The organism is Cognatilysobacter segetis (genome assembly GCF_004359965.1).
GTDB classification, from domain to species: domain Bacteria; phylum Pseudomonadota; class Gammaproteobacteria; order Xanthomonadales; family Xanthomonadaceae; genus Cognatilysobacter; species Cognatilysobacter segetis.
The window spans coordinates 13760-32000 of sequence record NZ_SMRQ01000001.1 but is presented as its reverse complement, the minus strand read 5'-3'; the positions used below and the strand labels follow the sequence as shown (position 1 = coordinate 32000).

The window sequence follows — 18241 nt, the reverse complement described above, 5'->3', positions numbered from 1 at the left end:
ATTAACACTTCCCTCACACGGTGGCCGGAGCCGCGCCGGATACTCCGTCGCTCGCAATGCACGGCCAGTTTCTCATGCGACCGACGTTCCTGTTCCGCCTCATCGACCTCTCCGCGCGCTTCGAGCGCCCGCTGCGCGGCGCCGCGCGCGCGGTGCTGGAGCCGCGCAAGCCGCGCCACCGCCTGCTGCGCGTGTTGCTCGCGCTGGCCGGCCTGGTGCTGCTCGGCGTGTTCGTGGTGGCGGCACTGGCGATCGGCGCCGCGATGATCCTCGGCGGCCTGGGCTGGAAGCTCCTGCGCCGTGCACCCGCCTCGCCCCGCGCGGACGATCGGGTGATCGACGGGAGCTACCGCGTCGTCGCACGCCCGCTTCTGTCGCGCTGACATGGGCGACGTCGTTCCGGCGCACGCCCCGGTTCGCATCCCGGTCGACGGCACCGGCGGCCACTTCCCCGTCCGGCGCGTCTACTGCGTCGGCCGCAACTTCGCCGACCACGCCCGCGAGATGGGCGCGGCGGTGGCCGCGTCCAAGGCGGACCGCGGTACGCCCGTGTTCTTCCTCAAGCCGGCCGACGCGCTCGTGCTCGACGGCCAGGTGCCCTATCCACCCGCGACGCAGGACCTGCACCACGAGGTCGAGCTGGTCGTGGCGATCGGCCGCGATGCACCGCCCGGCGTGGTGGACCCCGCCGACGCGCTCGGGCTGGTGTTCGGCTACGGAATAGGCCTGGACCTCACCCGCCGCGACCTGCAGGCCGCGGCCAAGGCCAAGGGCCTGCCGTGGGATACCGGCAAGTCGTTCGACCATTCGGCACCGGTGAGCGCACTGGTCCCGGCCGCGCGCGTCGGCGATTACACGCAGCGCGCGATCGCCCTCGAGGTGAACGGCCAGCGTCGCCAGCACGGCGCGCTGCAGGACCTCGTGTGGAACGTCGAGGAGATCCTCCACGAGCTGTCGCGCTTCTACGCGCTGAAGGCGGGCGATCTCGTCTTCATGGGCACGCCCGCGGGCGTGGCCGCACTGTCCCCCGGCGACCGGTTCCACGCCTCGCTCGACGACGTGATCGCGCTGGACGGCCGCATCCTGCCTCCCGTCATCGCCGCCTAGGGAAACCGCATGAGCCTCGCGAGCGAGTTCCGCGCCTTCGTCGCACGCGGCAACGTGGTCGACCTCGCGGTCGGCGTCGTGATCGGCGCGGCGTTCGGCAAGATCGTCAGCGCGCTGGTCGACGGCGCGGTGATGCCGCTGCTGGCGATGCTGACGGGCGGCATCCGCGTCGACCAGTGGAAGGCGGTGCTCCGGCCCGCCCGGCTCGACGCCGCGGGCAAGGTCGCCACGCCGGAAGTCGCGCTGCACTACGGCTCGGTGCTGCAGGCGACGATCGACTTCCTGCTGATCGCGCTCGTGATCTTCCTCGTGCTGCGTGCCTACAACCGGCTCCGCGCGCCGTCCGAAGCGCCCGCGGCGCCACCGGAGGACGTGGTGCTGCTGCGCGAGATCCGCGACCTGCTGAAGGGACGCCCGTCACCCGTTCCGTGACGAACGCCATGCCCGGGAGCGCCGGGCGCGTTGTTAAGCTCCGGGGTTTCCAACGGGGAACGACGCATGCGCATCCGGCCGATCGTGGCGGCACTCACTCTGGGCCTGGCGACGCTGCCGGCGATCGCGGCCAATCCGCCCAAGCCCGTGCGCATTCCCGACGCCGCGATGAAGCAGGCGGCGACGCTGCGTGAGCAGGCGCTCGCGAGCGACCTCGCCTACCGCATCACCGAATCGATCACGACGGAAGTCGGGCCGCGCATGGCCGGCAGCGAAGGCGACGCGCGCGCCGTGGAATGGGCCAAGGCGAAGTTCAAGTCGCTCGGCTACGACAAGGTCTGGACCGAGCCGGTGACGTTCCCGAAGTGGGAGCGCCGCAGCGAAAGCGGCGCGGTGCTCGGCGCGAATTCGCAGCCGTTGAAGCTCACCGCGCTCGGCGGCAGTCCCGGTGGCACGGTCGAAGGCGAGGTCGTGCGCTTCACCGATCTCGCGTCGCTGGAGGCGCTGCCCGCCGGCGCACTGGCCGGCAAGATCGCCTTCATCGATTTCCAGATGCAGCCCAAGCGCGGCGGCGACGACTACGGGATGGGCTCGCGGATCCGCACGCGCGGCCCTACCACCGCCGCGACGAAGGGCGCGGTCGGCTACCTGATGCATTCGGCGGGCACCGACTCGCATCGCATGCCGCATACCGGCGTGACGCGTTTTGACGAGGGCGTGACGCCGATCCCGGCGGCCGCGCTGTCGGCACCGGACGCGCAGCAGCTCTCGCGCCTGGTGGCGCTGGACCCGCAGCGCGTGCGCATCGCGCTCGACTGCGGCTGGAATGGCGAAGCCACGTCGTACAACGTGATCGGCGAAGTGCGCGGGAGCTCTAGGCCCGACGAGGTCGTCGTGATCGGCGGCCATCTCGACTCGTGGGATCTCGGCACCGGCGCGATCGACGATGGCGCGGGCGTCGGCATCTCGATGGCCGCGGGCGCGATGATCGCCAAGCTGCCGAAGCAGCCGGCCCGCACGATCCGCGTGATCGCCTTCGCCAACGAGGAGCAGGGCCTGCACGGTGGCCGCGCGTACGCCGCGAAGTACCTGCCGCAGATCACGAAGCACCAGATCGGCGCGGAGAGCGACTTCGGCGCCGACCGCATCTACGGCTATGCGAGCTCGCTGCCCGAATACGCGCGCGAGGCCGACGAGCAGATCCTGTCCGCGCTCGCGCCACTCGGCATCACGCGGCTGGAAGCCGGCAAGGGCGAAGGCCCCGGCTCGGACATCGGGCCGTTCGCGCAGCAGGGCCTGGCCTGGGCGTCGCTCGCGCAGGACGGCACGCGCTACTTCGACCTGCACCACACGCCCGACGACACGTTCGACAAGATCGACCCGGCCGCGATCCAGCAGAACGCGGCCGCGTACGCGGTGTTCGCGTACCTCGCCGCATCGGCGGACGGCAGCTTCGGCAGCGCGCCCAAGCCGGCCACGGCCGCGGGCGGGCACTGAGCGGAACGGTCGCGACGCGCCCCACGCGTCGCGTCGCGACCGCCTAGACTCGCGCCATGGAGCAGCGCTACGACGAATACGGCAGCGTGCCGGTCGACCCCGTCACCGGCATCTACCGGCTCGGCGCGAACGGCCCCAGCCTCGCCACCGCCATCGCCGCCGCGGCGGCCACGCGCCGCAAGGTGGCGCTGCTGCACATCGACGTCGACATGTTCGGGTCGATCAACAGCAACATGGGCGAGACGGTCGGCGACCAGGTGCTGGGCGCGGTCGCGCAGCGCCTGCGCAACGCGATGCCGGCCGACGCCTGGCTGTGGCGGCGCGGCACCGACGAATTCATCGCGGGCATCGGTTACCGCGACGGCGAGCCCGACGGCGAGGCCCTCGCTGAACGCCTGCGCGACGCGTTCGAGGTGCCGCTGTCGATCCCACCGTACACGCTGCCGATCACGCTCTCGATCGGCATCGCCGTCTTCCCCGACCACGCGCAGAACGCGGCCGCACTGCTCGCCACAGCGGAGCATGCGCTGCGCCATGCGAAGCAGACGGGCCTCGACAACGTGGGGCTGTACAGCGGTCGGCCCGATCGCGGCCCGATCCATGACGGCTTCGCGCAGCGCTTCGCGGATGCGTTCGACCGCGACGAGTTCCGGCTGTTCTACCAGCCCTTCGTCAACGGCCACGACGGCTCGCTCGCCGGCTTTTCGGCGCTGCTGCGCTGGAACTCGGAAAGCAACGGTCTGCTGCGGCCCAACCGCTTCCTCGACATCGTCGAGCGCGTGGGCCTGTCGGCGCGGCTGGGCTCGTGGGTGGTGGAGGCCGCGGCGCGCCAGCTCGCGCAATGGCGCGACGAAGGCATCGACTACCTCACCATCTCGATGCACCTGCCGACCACGCTGCTATCGCAGCCCGACTGCCGCGACCGCATCGGCGAACTGCTGCATCGGCTTAACCTGCCGGGCCGGTCGCTCGAGTTCGAGGTGCCGGAAAACGCGCTTTCGCTCGACGCGCGACATACCTACGAAACGCTGGTCGGCCTGCGCGAACTCGGTGCCACGCTCACCGTGCAGGACTTCGGCCTCGGCGGCTTGTCGTTCGCGGCGCTCGCGCAGTATCCGCTCGACCGCCTGAAGATCGACCGCAGCTTCATCCGCAACGTCATGAGCGACACGCGCAGCGCGGCGATCGTGCGTGGCATCATCGCGATGGGCCACCGCCTCGACATGAAGGTCTGTGCGAAGGGCGTCGAGAGCGAAGCCGAGCTGGGTTTCCTGCGCCGCAACCACTGCGACTTCTTCCAGGGCTACATCTTCAGCGCGCCGCAGCCGGTGGAAGCGCTCGCCGAGCTCATCCGAAAACGCTTCCTGCTGCCCGAGGCGTTCGCGCAGACGCGCCCCGAGCGCACGCTGCTGCTGCTGGACGACGAGGAAAACGTGCTGCGCTCGCTGGTGCGCCTGTTCCGGCGCGACGGCTACCAGATCCTCACCGCCAACTCGGTGCGCGAGGCCTTCGACCTGCTCGCCAGCAACCGCGTGCAGGTGATCGTGTCGGACCAGCGCATGCCCGACATGAGCGGCACCGAATTCCTGGGCCGCGTGCGCGATCTCTATCCGGACACGGTGCGCATGGTGCTCTCGGGCTACACGGACCTGGCCACCATCACCGAGGCGGTGAACCAGGGCGCGATCTACCGCTTCCTTACCAAGCCGTGGAACGACGACGAGCTGCGCGAGCACATCCAGGCCGCGTTCCGCGCGCACGAGCGACGCGCGGCGGGCGAGGAAGTCGGGTTCTGATGCCTGCGCCCTTGCCCCGGCCTAGCGCCGGGGCGCTTCCATGGCTTCAACTTGGTGCAGCGCTGCGCGCGAAGCGCTAGACGGCTGCGACGCGCGCGTCCGCCGGCTGCGTCACCGGCAGCACCACGCGGAACGTCGTGCCCTGCCCGACCGTGCTCTGCACCTCGATGTGGCCGTGGTGCTTCTCGACGATGCGGTAGCAGATCGCCAACCCGAGCCCGGTGCCGCGGCCGATGGGCTTGGTCGTGAAAAACGGGTCGAAGATGCGGCCCAGGGCGTCCTCGGGGATGCCGCAGCCGGTGTCGGCCACGCTGACCCAGGCCTCACCGTTCTCGGTGCCGCAGGCCAGCGTGATCGTGCCGCGCTCGGCGATCGCCTGTCCCGCGTTGATCAGCAGGTTCATGAAGACCTGGTTGATCTCCGACGGCAGGCATTCCACCGGCGGCATGTCGCCGTAGATCTTCTCGAGCTTGACCTTGTACTTGAGGTCGTTCCACACGATGTTGAGCGTGGACTCCAGCCCCTTGAGCAGGTCGGCCGGGCGCATCGTCTCGTTGCGGCCGACGTGCGAGAACTCCTTGAGGTCCTGCACGATGCGCGTGACGCGCTCGATGCCTTCGCGCGACTCGTCGAGCAGCTGCGGCAGGTCGCCGAGGATGAAGTCGATGTCGAGCTTCTCGCGCTGCGCGCGCACGTCGTTGCGGTAGATCAGCGGGTCCGGCGCCGCGAGCGCGCTCGAGTACGTCTCCAGCATGCCGAACAGCGCGCCCATGTACTCGCGGAGCGTGCCGATGTTGCTGTGCACGTAGCCGATCGGGTTGTTGATCTCGTGCGCGACGCCCGCGGCAAGCTGGCCGATGGACGCCATCTTCTCCGACTGCAGCAACTGCTCCTGCGCGCCCGCGAGCGAGCGGTAGGCGCGTTCGAGTTCGTCGTGGCGTTGCTGCAGCTCGCGCTCGCGCGCGCTGCGCAGCGAGATGTCGGTCAGGGCGAGGAAGCGCAGGCCGGCGTTGTCGCCCATGCCGCAGAAGGGCTCGACGGCCAGCGTGAAACCGGGCCGCACGTCGATGTCGCGGCGCGAATGGCCCTGCGCGCAGGCGAGTTCCCAGTCGGTGTCGTTGGCGAGCGCCAGCAGCGCGTGCAGGCCTTCGCGCTCGTCCAGCGATTCGTCCAGGCGTGCGGCGAGCCGCCGTGCACTCGCGTTGGCGTAGTGCAGGCCGCCCGCGTCGTCGAGCAGCAGTACCGCCATCGGGGCGACGTCCGCCGCCCAGCGCATCTGCGCGCTCCAGTGATTCGTCGTACCGGAAGTTGACGGAACTTCGTTCGCGCTCATCCCACGCCCAGGCATCGCGACTGCGGGCGCATGCCCGCATGACCTCCGGCATCGTACACGCCGGAGCTCTCCACGCGACCCAGGTGGCGCAGCGCCCACGACACCTCGCGGCGACGGCGCGCCAGCAGGATCCCGTTGGCGCGATTGAGTTCGGACAGCGCCGTCACGCGCGGGGCCTCGGCCTGACCGGGCTGCAGCGTTTCGGCGCAGCGGAGCGCGACGATCTTGGCCTGCGTCGAACTCAGCAGTGCCTCGGCGTCGTTGTCGATCAATGCACGCCGTTCGTCCTGCAGTGCGCGCTCGAGCGCGTCGAGCGCGTCCCCCACCTGGGCGGGCGACGGTGCGTTCAAGGACATGGCGTGCATGCGATCACCCCTTCATCTGGCGCTCGAGCGCGACCAGGCGGTTCGCGATCTCCTGCGGATTCACCTGGTAGCTGCCGTCGGCGAGCGCGGCCTTCACGGCATTGACGCGCGCCATGTCGAGCGGCGCGCCGCGGCCGAGCTGGTTCTCGACGGCGGCCTGCAGGCCGGTGGCTTCACCGGTCAGGCGAACGCTGTCGGCCGCCGGCGCGGCGCCGACGGGCTGGTTTCGGTCCGTCCCGGCACGCGCGGTCGCGGCCGTTGCGGTGGTGTCCACGACCCGCGCCGCGGACGGGCTGGGGCCATCGATCTTGGTGGTCATGACGAACTCCGGGGTTGAGCGGTCAGGGCCAGTAACGGCGACCCCCGCCCGGACTTGAGGCGCACGCCACAGATTTTTCGCCGCGGTTCAGACGAACGGTCACTGCAGCACCTCGACCACCCCGTCCGCGACCAGGCGCCCCCGCACGATCCGCTTCGACGCGAGGTTTTCCACCGCGACCACCGCCCCGGCCACCGCGCCGCCGAGCGCACGGCCCCCCGTGCGGACCTCGATGCCGCCTGCCCGCGAGACGATCACCACCGGATCGCCGCGCTTCAGCGCCCCCGCGCCGTCGGCGAGGTCGCCCGCGCTGACCACCGTGCCCGCGGGCATCGAGCGCCGGGCGATGTGCCCCGCCACCTGCGCCGGGTCCGACATACCCACCCCGCTGCCACCGGCCACGTCGCGGCGCTGCACGGCGAGCTGCGCGGCCTCGATCGCGGTGCCCCCCTGCACCGGCGCCAGCAGCACGACGACATCGGCATCGCGCCGCACGCGGGCCGGCACGGTCAGGCGCCAGCCGGGCGCATCGGGACAGCGGACCTCTGCCATGCGCGGCCCCAGCGCCACCCCCGTGAGCGGCTGGGAACACGCGGGCATCCGCACCGCGGCGTCGACGGAGGCCTGCACCTGCGCGCCGCCGCCCCCCAGCGCGGCCTCGGCGGTCCTCAGGATGTCGGCGACGGGCGTGGTCGCGGGCGCCGCACGCCCCACGTAGACCACGACCAGCAGCATCGTGGCGACGAGATAGCGGAGCAGCGGCGACGGGCGGACGGAACGGTGCATGCGCGAGCCGTAGCAATCGCCGTGCCGGCGCGGCAACGCTGCACGGTCGCGGCGGCTCAAGGAACCGACGCCACCCGCCGACAACGCGGGCATGAGCCGCGACCTTCTCGACCGCATCGACCAACGCACGCGCCTGGCCGGCCACACCCGGCTGGCGCTCCTGCTGTTCCGGCTGGGCTCGCGTCAGCTTTTTGGCGTGAACGTGTTCAAGGTGCAGGAGGTGATCCCGCGCCCGCCGCTGTTCACCCTGCCCCAGCTGCCGCCCGCCTTCGCCGGCGCCGCCGACGTGCGCGGCCGCACGGTCCCAGTGCTGGACCTCGCGCGCGCGGTCGGGCACGCCTCGCCGGCGGGCAGTCCCGAGCCGCCCTACCTCGTCGTGACCGAGTTCAACCGGACCGTGCAGGGCTTCCTGGTCGCCGGGGTCGAACGCATCGTCAACATCGCGGTCGAGGACATCCAGCCGCCGCCGGACCTCGGCGGCGAATGCCATTACCTCACCGGCGTGACGCGCTTCCACGGCGAGCTGATCCAGCTGCTGGACGTCGAAAGCGTGCTCGCCGAGTCCTCGCCGCGCGCCAGCGAGATGGGCGGCGTGCAGCGCCTCGACATCGCCGCGGACCTGCCGCGCGAGGTGCTGGTGGTGGACGACTCGCGCGTCGCCCGCAACCAGATCCGCCAGCTGCTCGACCAGCTCGGCCTGGGCGCGACGCTGCTGTCGGACGGCCGCCAGGCGCTCGAGCACCTGCAGCAGCTCGCCGAGGGCGGCCAGTCGCCCACGCAGCGCTACGCCATGGTCATTTCCGACATCGAGATGCCCGCGATGGACGGCTACACGCTGACGACGGAAATCCGGCGCTCGCCCGCCCTGCGCGGCCTGCACGTGCTGCTGCACACCTCGCTGTCGGGCGTGTTCAACCACGCGATGGTGGAGCGCGTGGGCGCCGACGACTTCGTGCCGAAGTACTCCGAGCGCGAGCTGGCGAGCCGGATCGAGGCGCGCGTCCACGCCCTGCAGCGGCAGCGCGCCGCCTAGCGCGCCCGGCCGCCCATCGCGGCGGCGCGGCTTCCCCTGAGCACCGGGCCTCCCCCGGCCCTCGCGGCGGCGCCTCGTGCCCGGCGGACGCCCGTCGGCCGCGCCCCGCGCCCGCTGGCACACCCCTTGCCTGCCCCCTCCGACACTCCCGCCCCTCGGAGGGGCCCCATGTCCACCGAATCGTTCCTCGGGATCCACGGCACCGCCCTCGCCCTGCGCGAGCAGCGGCTGCAGCTGCTGTCGGCGAACATCGCGAACGCCGACACCCCCGGCTTCCGCGCGCAGGACATGGACTTCGCCAAGGCGCTGAACGCTGCGCTCGCGCCGGCCGCGGGTGCCGGCGCCGATCCGCTCGACGCCGCCGCGCAGGCCGCCCGTTTCGACGCGCCCTCCAGCCAGCCCAGCCTCGACGGCAACACCGTCGACGCCGAGCGCGCGAAGGCCGCGTTCGCGCAGGCCTCGCTCGAGTACCGCGCCTCGCTCAATTTCGTCGAATCCAAGGTGCGCACGATGCTCACCGCGATCACCGGGCAGTGAGGCCGCATAGACCATGAGCAACCTGCCCATCTTCGACGTGGCCGGCAGCGCGATGACCGCGCAGCAGGTCCGCCTGTCGACCGTCGCCTCCAACCTCGCCAATGCCGACTCGGTGTCGGGCAAGGCCGAGGACACCTTTCGCGCGCGCATGCCGGTGTTCCAGGCGACCGCGGTGGAGGGCGATCCGTCGCTCGCCGGCGTGCAGGTGCAGACGGTCACCGAATCGACCGCCGCGCCGCTCAAGCGCTACGAGCCGGGCAATCCGCTGGCCGACGAGAAAGGCTACGTCTACGCGCCGGACATCGATCCGGTCGCGCAGATGGTCGACATGATTTCCGCCTCGCGCAGCTACCAGGCGAACGTCGAGGTCTTCAACACCGCCAAGGAACTCGCGGTCGCCACGCTCAACCTCGGCCGCTGAGGCCGTAGAGGATTCCCGACATGACCACTGTGGGTTCCGCCACCGACGCGCTTTCGCAGTACGCCGTCGGCTCGGCGACGAAGAAGAAGGAACTCGGCCAGGCCGATTTCCTGCGCCTGATGACCGAGCAGCTCAAGAACCAGGATCCGCTCAAGCCGCTGGAAGGCTCGCAGGTCCTCGGCCAGCTCGCGCAGTTCTCCACCGTGCAGGGCATCAGCGGCATGCAGGACGCGCTGGGCGCGGTGGCGAACGTGATGGAATCCGACCAGACGCTGCGCGCGGCGTCGCTCGTCGGCCGCGACGCGCTGGTCGATACCGGCACCGTGCAGCTCGACGCGGGCACCGGCATGAACGGCGAGGTCGTCGCGACCGCCGCCGGCACGATCACCATCGAGATCGTCGATGCCGCGGGCCAGGTGGTCGATCGCGTGCCGGTGGAAGCGCCGGGCGCCGGCAGCGTCGCCTGGGGCTGGGACGGCAAGACGGCCGACGGCCGCACCGCGCCGGCCGGCACGTACTCGATCCGCGCGACCACCGGCAGCGGCAACGCGACGCAGGCGCTGTCCACGCGCATCGCCGCGCACATCGACAGCGTCTCCATCGAAGCCTCCGGCCTGGTGCTGAACCTGCACGGCGTCGGCCCGCAACCGCTTTCGGCCGTGCGGCGCATCGGCTGATCCACTGAACACGTCGCACGCATCCCAGGAGTGAATCCATGAGCTTCCGCATTTCGCTGAGCGGCATGAACGCGGCCCAGTCCGACCTCAACGTCACGTCGAACAACATCGCCAACTCGAACACGACGGGCTTCAAGCAGTCGCGCGCCGAGTTCGCCGACGTGTATCCGACGTCGGCCTACGGCCTGTCCAAGAACACCATCGGCGCCGGCGTGCGGCTGCAGCGCGTGGCGCAGCAGTTCTCGCAGGGCATCGTCGAGAACACGGGCAAGGCGCTCGACCTCGCCATCAACGGCAAGGGCTTCTTCACCCTTTCCGACGGCGGCTCGTTCGTGTATTCGCGCGCCGGCAACTTCGGCACCGACAAGGACGGCTACGTCGTCAATCCGTCGGGCCAGCGCCTGCAGGTCTACCTGCCAAGCGCCAGCGGCACCGGCTTCGACACCGGCCGCGTGAGCGACCTGCAGCTGGCGTCCGGCGATTCCGCGCCGCAGGCCACCTCGAGCGTGGGCGTCGGCGCGAACCTGCCGGGCAACGCGGTCGCACCGGCCACCACGCCGTTCAGCGCGACCGACCCGACGTCGTACAACTACACCACGTCGCTCACCGTCTACGACTCGCTCGGCGCGCCGCACAGCCAGTCGATGTACTTCGTCAAGACGGCGAATCCGAACGAGTGGCAGGTCAACACGTTCGTCGACGGCACCGCGGTGGGCACCGCGCAGACGCTGCAGTACTCCAACATGGGCGCGCTGACCTCGCCGTCGCCGGGCCGCATCACGCTGCCGCCGTACACGCCGACCACCGGCGCCGCGCCGATCGACATCACGCTCGACGTCTCGAACTCCACCCAGTTCGGCAGCGGCTTCAGCGTCTCCGGCCTGACGCAGGACGGCCATACGACGGGCCGCCTGACCGGCATCGAAGTCTCGTCCGAAGGCATCGTGCAGGCGCGCTACACCAACGGCGTGTCCACGCCGCTGGGCCAGGTGGTGCTGACCAACTTCGCCAATCCGCAGGGCCTGCAGCCGCTGGGCGACAACGCCTGGGCCGAGACCGCCGAATCGGGCCAGCCGCTGCGCGGCTTCGCCGGTTCCTCGGAGTTCGGCAACGTGCAGGGCGGCGCGCTCGAGTCGTCGAACGTCGACCTCACCGAGCAGCTGGTGAACATGATCACGGCGCAGCGCAACTTCCAGGCCAATGCCCAGATGATCACCACGCAGGACCAGATCACCCAGACGGTGATCAACATCCGCTGATCGAGACATCCTGTGGGAGGGGTGAGTCGGTCGTCGCCTTCGGGCGGCGGCCGATTTTTTTTTGGCGTGCGGGGCGGCTGGAACGGCTCTTGCCTAGCTCTCGCATCGGCCCGATGGCCGCCCGCAGCGGGTTCTCCCGATGATCGACAAGTCGCTCTACATCGCCATGACCGGCGCCAGCGCCTCGCTGCGCGCGCAGGCGAGCGTGGCGCAGAACCTCGCCAATGCCGACACCGTCGGCTTCCAGCAGCAGCTGGTGGCGACCAAGGCGGTGCCGGTACTCGGCGACGGGCTGTCCTCGCGCGTGGCGGCCGCGCCGACGATGGCGGGCGTCAGCGCCGCGGCCGGCCAGCTGATCAACACCGGCAACGAACTCGACGTCGCGCTGCACCAGGACCGCTGGCTCGCGGTGCAGGCGCCCGACGGCACCACCGCCTATACCCGCGCGGGCGATCTCAAGCTCACCGCGAACGGCCTGCTCACGACCGCCGGCGGCCTGCCCGTGCTCGACGCCGGCGGTGCCCCGCTGTCGATCCCGCCGTACCAGACGCTCACCATCGCCGGCGACGGCACGATCTCGATCGTGCCGCAGGGGCAACCGGCGTCGACGATCACCGAGTCGGGCCGCATCAAGGTGGTGGAGGCGCGCACGGCGGATCTCGTGCGCGGCGACGACGGCCTGATGCGCGCGAAGCCGGGCGCCGATGAGCCGCCGCAGGCGGCCGGGCCCGCGCTGGTCAGCGGCGCGGTCGAAGGCAGCAACGTCAACCCCACCGACATGCTGGTCTCGATGATCCAGTACAGCCGCCAGTTCGAGACGCAGGTACGCCTCTTGCAGAGCGGTGACGAGAACGCCCGCAGCGGCAATTCGCTGCTTTCCTCGAAGTAACCGGAACCCGTCATGACCCAGGCACTGTGGATCGCCAAGACCGGCCTCGACGCGCAGCAGACGCGCATGTCGGTCATCTCCAACAACCTCGCGAACGTGAACACGGCCGGCTTCAAGCGCGACCGCGCGAACTTCGAGGACCTGCTCTACCAGACCGTGCGCCAGCCCGGCGGTTCCACGTCCGAGCAGACGCAGCTGCCGACCGGCCTGCAGATCGGCACCGGCGTGCGCGTGGCGGCCACCGCGAAGAACTTCTCGCAGGGCAATCTTTCCAATACCGGCAATGCGCTCGATGTCGCGGTGAACGGCCGCGGCTTCTTCGAGGTGCTGATGCCCGACGGCACGTCGGCCTACACGCGCGACGGCTCGTTCCAGATCAACTCGCAGGGCGAGATGGTCACCAATTCCGGTTACCCGGTGCAGCCCGGTCTGCAGCTGCCGCAGGGCACGCAGAGCGTGACCATCGGCGCCGACGGTACGGTCACCGCGCAGGTGCCCGGTCAGGCCGATGCGGTGCAGGTCGGCTCGCTCACGCTGGTCGACTTCGTCAATCCCGCGGGCCTGCAGGCCAAGGGCGAGAACCTCTACGCCGAAACCGGTGCCAGCGGCCCCGCGCAGCAGGGCACGCCGGGCACGAGCGGCCTGGGCACGCTGATCCAGGGCTCGGTTGAAGGCTCGAACGTCAACGTGGTGGAAGAGCTGGTGTCGATGATCGAGACGCAGCGCGCGTACGAAACCAACGCGAAGGCGATCTCCACCGTCGACAACATGCTCGGCTACCTCAACCAGAACCTGTAAGGCATCGCGATGAAGACGCTCGCCCTGCTCTGCGTACTCGTGTCGGTTTCCGGCTGCGCCACCGCCATGGGCGACGTGCGCACCTTCAAGCAGGACACGACCGTGCCGACGCCCGCGCAGGTCCATGCGCAGATGGCCGCGCAGGCCGCGCTGCGCGCGCAGTCGCAGGCGCCGGTGCTGCAGCCGGTGGCGCTGGCGAGCAACGCGGGCAACGGCGGCGGCTCGATCTACGGCGGCGCGGCCGCGACCGGCACGCACACCATGCGGCTGTTCCAGGACAACAAGGCGCGCGAGGTCGGCGACATCCTGACGATCATCCTGGTGGAAACGACGACCGCGTCGACCAAGGCGTCCACGGCCGTCAACAAGCAGTCGAGCATCGACCTCGCGGCGCCGACGATCGCCGGCCAGTCGGTCACCTACAAGGGCAAGAACATCCTGCAGGTGGGCATCGACGGCAAGCGCGGCTTCACCGGCAGCGGCGACACCAAGCAGAGCAACTCGCTCGACGGAACGGTGTCGGTCACCGTCGTGCAGGACCTCGGCAACGGCAACCTGCTCGTGTCCGGCGAGAAGAAGCTGCGCCTGAACCAGGGCGACGAAGTGGTGCAGGTGCAGGGCATCGTGCGCACCTCCGACATCGCCGCCGACAACACCATCAGCTCCGAGCGCGTCGCCGACGCGAAGATCGTCTACGGCGGTCGCGGCACGATCGCGCGCAGCAACGCGATGGGCTGGCTCGGCCGCTTCTTCAACTCCGCGCTGATGCCGTACTGAGGCCGCGACGATGACCTTCTTCCAACGCCGCCGCCCCGTGCGCGCTTCCTTCGAGCTCGACGCCACGCGCGATGCCGAATTCGGCGTCGAGCGCGCGCGGCGCCACCCGGCCGCGATGACGTTCGTGCAGTCGATCTGCGCGATCGTCGCGCTGTTGATGGTCGGCGCGCCGGCGCATGCCGAGCGCATCAAGGATCTCGCACAGGTCGCCGGCGTGCGCGGCAACCCGCTGGTGGGCTACGGACTCGTCGTGGGCCTCGACGGCTCGGGCGACCGCACCTCGCAGACGCAGTTCACCGTGCAGTCGCTCAAGTCGATGCTCGACCAGCTCGGCGTCACCATTCCGCCGGGCGTGAACCCGCAGCTCAAGAACGTGGCGGCCGTGGCGATCAGCGCCGAGCTCCCGCCGTACGCGAAGCCGGGCCAGAACATCGATGTCACCGTGTCGTCGATCGGCAACGCCGGCTCGCTGCGCGGCGGCACGCTGCTGATGGCACCGCTCAAGGGCGCCGACGGCCAGGTGTACGCGGTCGCGCAGGGCTCGCTGGTGATCAGCGGCTTCGGCGCCGGCGGCAAGGACGGCTCGCGCATCCAGGTCAACGCGACGAACGCCGGCACGATCCCGAACGGCGCGATCGTCGAGCGCGCGGTGCCCGGCAATCCGCAGGGCGGCAACGTCACGCTGAACCTGCACGAATCCGACTTCACCACCGCCGCGCGCATCGTCTCGGCCATCGACCGCAGCTTCGGCCCCGGCCATGCACGCGCGCTCGACGGCGTCACCATCGAGATCGCGCCGCCGACGATGGATCGCGTCGCCTTCCTCGCGCAGCTCGAATCGCTCGATGTCTCGCCCGGCGAGTCGGCCGCGAAAGTCATCGTCAACTCCCGCACCGGCACCGTAGTGATGGGCGGCAACGTGAGCGTGCTGCCGGCGGCGGTGTCGCACGGCTCGCTCACGGTGTCGATCACCGAGAACGCGCAGGTCAGCCAACCCAACACTTTCGGCCGCGGCGACACGGTGGTCGTGCCGCAGACCACGATCCAGGCCAGCCAGACCGGCGGCCGCATGTTCAAGTTCGACGGCGGCACTTCGCTCGACGCGATCGTGCGCGCCGTCAACGCCGTCGGCGCCGCGCCGGGCGACATCGTGGCGATCCTGGAAGCGCTCAAGCGCGCCGGGGCGCTGCGCGCCGAACTCGAGGTGATCTGACGCCGCCGATCGGCGCGCCGGTCAAGCCACCGCCGCGCCGGCCGATAGCCGACTGGACACGCCCGCCGATGGATCGCCGCCGCTGACCCGCCCCGCCCCGGGCACGCCGCTTGCAACGTGACCGCCATGCGCCTGCAGACCGCCATCGCCCTGGACCACGCCGCGACGAAATCGACGTCGCGCCCCGCCATGGAAAAGGCGGCCCACGAGCTGGAGACCCAGTTCGCGAGCATGCTGATCAAATCCATGCGCGGCACCACCGGCGGCGACCCGCTCGCCGGCGGGGACACCACGTACCGCGAGATGTACGACAGCCAGCTCGCCAAGGAGCTGACCAAGGGCCGCGGGCTGGGCCTCGCCCCGATGATCATGCGTCAGCTCGAGCGCAGCACCGGGCAGTCGGCCGCACCCGCGCCGGCGCTCGGCCCGCTTCCGCTGTCGCGACCCGGCACCTTCATTCCGCTCGCGCAGCCGTCGGGCGTCGCGCCGATGAAGCTGGGTGCGCCGCTGACGCTCGCGCCGTCGAGCAGCGGCGTGTCGATGGCCCCGCTGTCGCCGATGCCGGCGCCCGCCGCGACGCCCGTCGCCGCCGCGCCCGGCCCCGAGGCCTGCGGCCCGCTCACGCCGATGGACTGCAGCAGCCCGGAGGCGTTCGTGAAGTCGCTCTGGCCGCATGCGAAGAAGGTCGCGCAGGAACTGGGCGTGTCGGCAATGGCGCTGGTCGCGCAGGCGGCGCTGGAGACGGGTTGGGGACGGCGGCTCGTCGGCGGCAACGGCAACGTGTCGCACAACCTGTTCGGCATCAAGGCCGGTGGCAGCTGGTCGGGCGACCGGATCGCGTCGGCCACGCATGAATTCGTCAACGGCGTGCGCCAGAGCGCGCGCGCCAGCTTCCGCGCCTACGCCTCGCCCGCCGACAGCTTCGCCGATTACGCACGCCTGCTCGGCGGCAACCGCTATGCGCAGGCGCGCGGCACCGGCGAGGACGCCCACCGCTTCGCGTCGGCGCTGCAGCACGCGGGCTACGCCACCGATCCGTCCTACGCCAACAAGATCACCGCGATCGCCAACGGCGCGACCATGCGCCGCGCGCTCGCCGCGCTCGGGAGTTCCTAAGCGATGAGCGTGCTTTCGACCGGCTCGTCCGCCCTGCTCGCCTTCCAGCGGGCGCTCGGCACCGTCAGCCACAACGTCGCGAACGTCAACACGGAAGGTTATTCGCGCCAGCGCGTCGACCTCGCCGCACGGCCGGGCCAGAACACCGGCGTGGGCTACGTCGGCCAGGGCGTCGCGGTGCAGCAGCTGCAGCGCTTGGCCGACGGCCTGAACTTCGCGCGGCAGGTCGACAGCAGCGGCGAGCTCGGCCGGCTGACGCAGCTCGGTGCCTATGCCGACCGCCTCGACGGCCTGCTCAGCAATACCGCGACCGGCCTCGCCAAGCCGTTCGCCTCGTTCTTCAGTGCCGCGCAGGGCGTGGTGGCCGAGCCCGGCTCCGCGATCGCGCGCCAGGCGATGCTCGACTCCGCCGACCAGCTGGCCGCGCGATTCCGCAGCGTCGACTCGCAGCTCGTGGCGATGGGCAGCGAGGCCGACCAGCGCCTCGCCGCGACGGTCGACACCGCCAACCAGCTCGCCGGCGAGATCGCCAAGCTCAACCAGCAGATCGCGTCGTCGGGCAGCAACGCCAGCCCCGACCTGATGGACCAGCGCGACCTGCGCATCCAGAAGCTCGCCGGCCTGACGGGCGCGCAGGTGGTGCCGCAGGACGACGGCTCGCTCAACGTTTTCAGTGGCGGCCAAGCGCTGGTAGTCGGCACGCGCGCCGGGAAACTGACGCTCGCGCCCGACCCGTACCGCCTCGATCGCAAGGTGCTCTCGCTCGACACGCCGGCCGGCCCGGTAAAGCTGCCGTCGGGCGCACTGTCGGGCGAGGTCGGCGGGCTCATGGAATTCCGCGAGCGCGTGCTCGACCCGGCGCGCGCCGACCTCGGCCGCATGGCCACGGCCTTCGCGTCGACGATGAACGCGCAGAACCGCGCGGGCGTCGACTACACGGGCGCCGCGGGCACCGACCTCTTCGCCATTCCGGCACCGCGCATCGACGGCCACGCCGCGAACACCGGCACGGCCACGTTCACCGCGTCGATCGCCGACGTGTCCGCGCTCAAGGGCCCGGACATCGAGATGCGCTACGCGGGCGGCACGTGGAGCGCGGTGCGCGCCGGTAGCGGCGAGCCGCTCGCGATGACCGGCACCGGCACGGCGGCCGACCCGTTCGTGGTCGAGGGCGTGTCGCTGGTGGCCGCTGGCGCGCCCGCCAACGGCGATCGCTTCCTGCTGCGTCCGACGTCCGAGGCCGCCGCCGGCATCGCGCTGGTGCAGCGCGACGGCAACCGGATCGCCGCCGCCGCGCCGCTGCGCGCGCAGGTCGATCCCGCCAACCTCGGCAATGCCAAGCCGGGCGCGCTGCAGGTCACCGATGCGACGCAGTTCGCCTCGTTCACCACCGCGACCGTCGAATTCATCGACGCCAACAGCTACACCATCGATGGCGGCGCGCCGATCGCGTACGCGCCGGGCGCGACGATCGCGGGCAACGGCTGGTCGATGACGCTGGAAGGCACGCCGGGCGCGGGCGACGGGTTCACGCTCTCGCGCACGCCCGCGCGCTCCACCGACAACGGCAATGCGCGGCAGATCGCGGCGCTGGACGCGAAGTCGGTGCTCGACGGCGGTACCACCGACATCACCACCGGCCTGAGCCGCATCACCGCGCGCGTCGGCGCCGAATCGCAGCACGCGCAGATGAACCTGGACGCGCAGCAGGTGCTGCACGACCAGGTCGTCGCCGAGCGCGATTCGGTGTCGGGCGTGAACCTCGACGAGGAAGCCGCCGACATGCTGCGCTACCAGCAGGCCTACCAGGCCGCCGCGCAGGTGATCGCGACGGCGGACTCGATGTTCCAGACCCTGCTCGGCGCCGTGCGTCGCTGAGGCCGGAG

The 18241-nt window shown here is 70.9% G+C and carries 19 protein-coding genes and 1 pseudogene; 16 read left to right on the top strand and 4 right to left on the bottom strand.

Annotation, left to right across the window (positions count from 1 at the left end):
- Positions 1 to 74: 74 nt before the first annotated feature.
- The 5 genes from E4F61_RS00170 to E4F61_RS00150 all read left to right on the top strand — a co-directional run bounded on the left by E4F61_RS00170 (position 75) and on the right by E4F61_RS00150 (position 4832).
- Positions 75 to 383 carry a hypothetical protein gene (locus E4F61_RS00170; RefSeq protein ID WP_238382737.1) on the top strand — a complete coding sequence of 103 codons (309 nt, stop codon included), beginning with the start codon at positions 75 to 77 and terminating at the stop codon, positions 381 to 383.
- Position 384: 1 nt separating this feature from the next.
- On the top strand, positions 385 to 1107 hold the full coding sequence (locus tag E4F61_RS00165; RefSeq protein WP_133477315.1) for a fumarylacetoacetate hydrolase family protein: 723 nt from the start codon (positions 385 to 387) through the stop codon (positions 1105 to 1107).
- A 9-nt stretch (positions 1108 to 1116) separates the two neighbouring features.
- A complete protein-coding gene (gene mscL / locus E4F61_RS00160) occupies positions 1117 to 1539 on the top strand; it encodes a large-conductance mechanosensitive channel protein MscL (RefSeq protein ID WP_133477314.1) in 423 nt (140 codons plus the stop codon).
- A gap of 66 nt (positions 1540 to 1605) precedes the next feature.
- The gene (locus tag E4F61_RS00155) at positions 1606 to 3036 is read left to right on the top strand and encodes a M28 family peptidase (protein ID WP_133477313.1); all 1431 of its coding nucleotides are present in this window, start codon (positions 1606 to 1608) and stop codon (positions 3034 to 3036) included.
- 56 nt (positions 3037 to 3092) lie between these two features.
- A complete protein-coding gene (locus E4F61_RS00150) occupies positions 3093 to 4832 on the top strand; it encodes an EAL domain-containing protein (RefSeq protein ID WP_133477312.1) in 1740 nt (579 codons plus the stop codon).
- 76 nt (positions 4833 to 4908) lie between these two features.
- Here the strand turns inward: E4F61_RS00150 and E4F61_RS00145 are convergent, their stop codons facing one another.
- The 4 genes from E4F61_RS00145 to flgA form a co-directional block, all read right to left on the bottom strand.
- Positions 4909 to 6108 carry an ATP-binding protein gene (locus E4F61_RS00145; RefSeq protein WP_162301347.1) on the bottom strand — a complete coding sequence of 400 codons (1200 nt, stop codon included), beginning with the start codon at positions 6106 to 6108 and terminating at the stop codon, positions 4909 to 4911.
- A gap of 53 nt (positions 6109 to 6161) precedes the next feature.
- Positions 6162 to 6530, bottom strand: a complete 369-nt coding sequence (locus E4F61_RS00140; RefSeq protein ID WP_425480081.1) for a flagellar protein FlgN — start codon at positions 6528 to 6530, stop codon at positions 6162 to 6164.
- Positions 6531 to 6534: 4 nt separating this feature from the next.
- Complete coding sequence (flgM, locus tag E4F61_RS00135; RefSeq protein WP_133477310.1) at positions 6535 to 6849, bottom strand: flagellar biosynthesis anti-sigma factor FlgM; 315 nt, start codon at positions 6847 to 6849, stop codon at positions 6535 to 6537.
- A gap of 99 nt (positions 6850 to 6948) precedes the next feature.
- Positions 6949 to 7635 carry a flagellar basal body P-ring formation chaperone FlgA gene (flgA, locus tag E4F61_RS00130; protein ID WP_238382736.1) on the bottom strand — a complete coding sequence of 229 codons (687 nt, stop codon included), beginning with the start codon at positions 7633 to 7635 and terminating at the stop codon, positions 6949 to 6951.
- A 91-nt stretch (positions 7636 to 7726) separates the two neighbouring features.
- Between flgA and E4F61_RS00125 the strand changes: the two genes are divergently transcribed.
- From E4F61_RS00125 to flgK, 11 genes and pseudogenes are all read left to right on the top strand, one after another.
- Positions 7727 to 8668: a chemotaxis protein gene (locus E4F61_RS00125; RefSeq protein ID WP_133477309.1), complete on the top strand. Its 942-nt coding sequence runs from the start codon at positions 7727 to 7729 to the stop codon at positions 8666 to 8668.
- Positions 8669 to 8836: 168 nt separating this feature from the next.
- Positions 8837 to 9205, top strand: coding sequence for a flagellar basal body rod protein FlgB (flgB, locus tag E4F61_RS00120; protein ID WP_133477308.1), 369 nt, complete (start codon positions 8837 to 8839; stop codon positions 9203 to 9205).
- A gap of 13 nt (positions 9206 to 9218) precedes the next feature.
- Positions 9219 to 9626 (top strand): flagellar basal body rod protein FlgC, encoded by a 408-nt coding sequence (flgC, locus tag E4F61_RS00115; protein WP_133477307.1) that lies wholly within the window; start codon positions 9219 to 9221, stop codon positions 9624 to 9626.
- Positions 9627 to 9646: 20 nt separating this feature from the next.
- Positions 9647 to 10303, top strand: a complete 657-nt coding sequence (locus E4F61_RS00110) for a flagellar hook assembly protein FlgD (protein WP_133477306.1) — start codon at positions 9647 to 9649, stop codon at positions 10301 to 10303.
- 38 nt (positions 10304 to 10341) lie between these two features.
- Positions 10342 to 11562, top strand: coding sequence for a flagellar hook protein FlgE (gene flgE / locus E4F61_RS00105; protein WP_133477305.1), 1221 nt, complete (start codon positions 10342 to 10344; stop codon positions 11560 to 11562).
- A 142-nt stretch (positions 11563 to 11704) separates the two neighbouring features.
- Positions 11705 to 12451 carry a flagellar basal body rod protein FlgF gene (locus tag E4F61_RS00100; protein ID WP_133477379.1) on the top strand — a complete coding sequence of 249 codons (747 nt, stop codon included), beginning with the start codon at positions 11705 to 11707 and terminating at the stop codon, positions 12449 to 12451.
- Positions 12452 to 12463: 12 nt separating this feature from the next.
- On the top strand, positions 12464 to 13249 hold the full coding sequence (gene flgG, locus E4F61_RS00095) for a flagellar basal-body rod protein FlgG (RefSeq protein ID WP_133477304.1): 786 nt from the start codon (positions 12464 to 12466) through the stop codon (positions 13247 to 13249).
- Positions 13250 to 13258: 9 nt separating this feature from the next.
- Positions 13259 to 14026 carry a flagellar basal body L-ring protein FlgH gene (locus E4F61_RS00090; protein WP_238382735.1) on the top strand — a complete coding sequence of 256 codons (768 nt, stop codon included), beginning with the start codon at positions 13259 to 13261 and terminating at the stop codon, positions 14024 to 14026.
- Between the two features lie 115 nt (positions 14027 to 14141).
- Entirely contained in the window at positions 14142 to 15239 is a 1098-nt protein-coding gene (locus E4F61_RS00085; protein WP_133477377.1) for a flagellar basal body P-ring protein FlgI, read from the top strand.
- Between the two features lie 168 nt (positions 15240 to 15407).
- Positions 15408 to 16352, top strand: a pseudogene (flgJ, locus tag E4F61_RS00080) (flagellar assembly peptidoglycan hydrolase FlgJ); the annotation flags it as partial.
- A 6-nt stretch (positions 16353 to 16358) separates the two neighbouring features.
- The gene (gene flgK, locus E4F61_RS00075; RefSeq protein ID WP_133477302.1) at positions 16359 to 18233 is read left to right on the top strand and encodes a flagellar hook-associated protein FlgK; all 1875 of its coding nucleotides are present in this window, start codon (positions 16359 to 16361) and stop codon (positions 18231 to 18233) included.
- Positions 18234 to 18241: the final 8 nt, after the last annotated feature.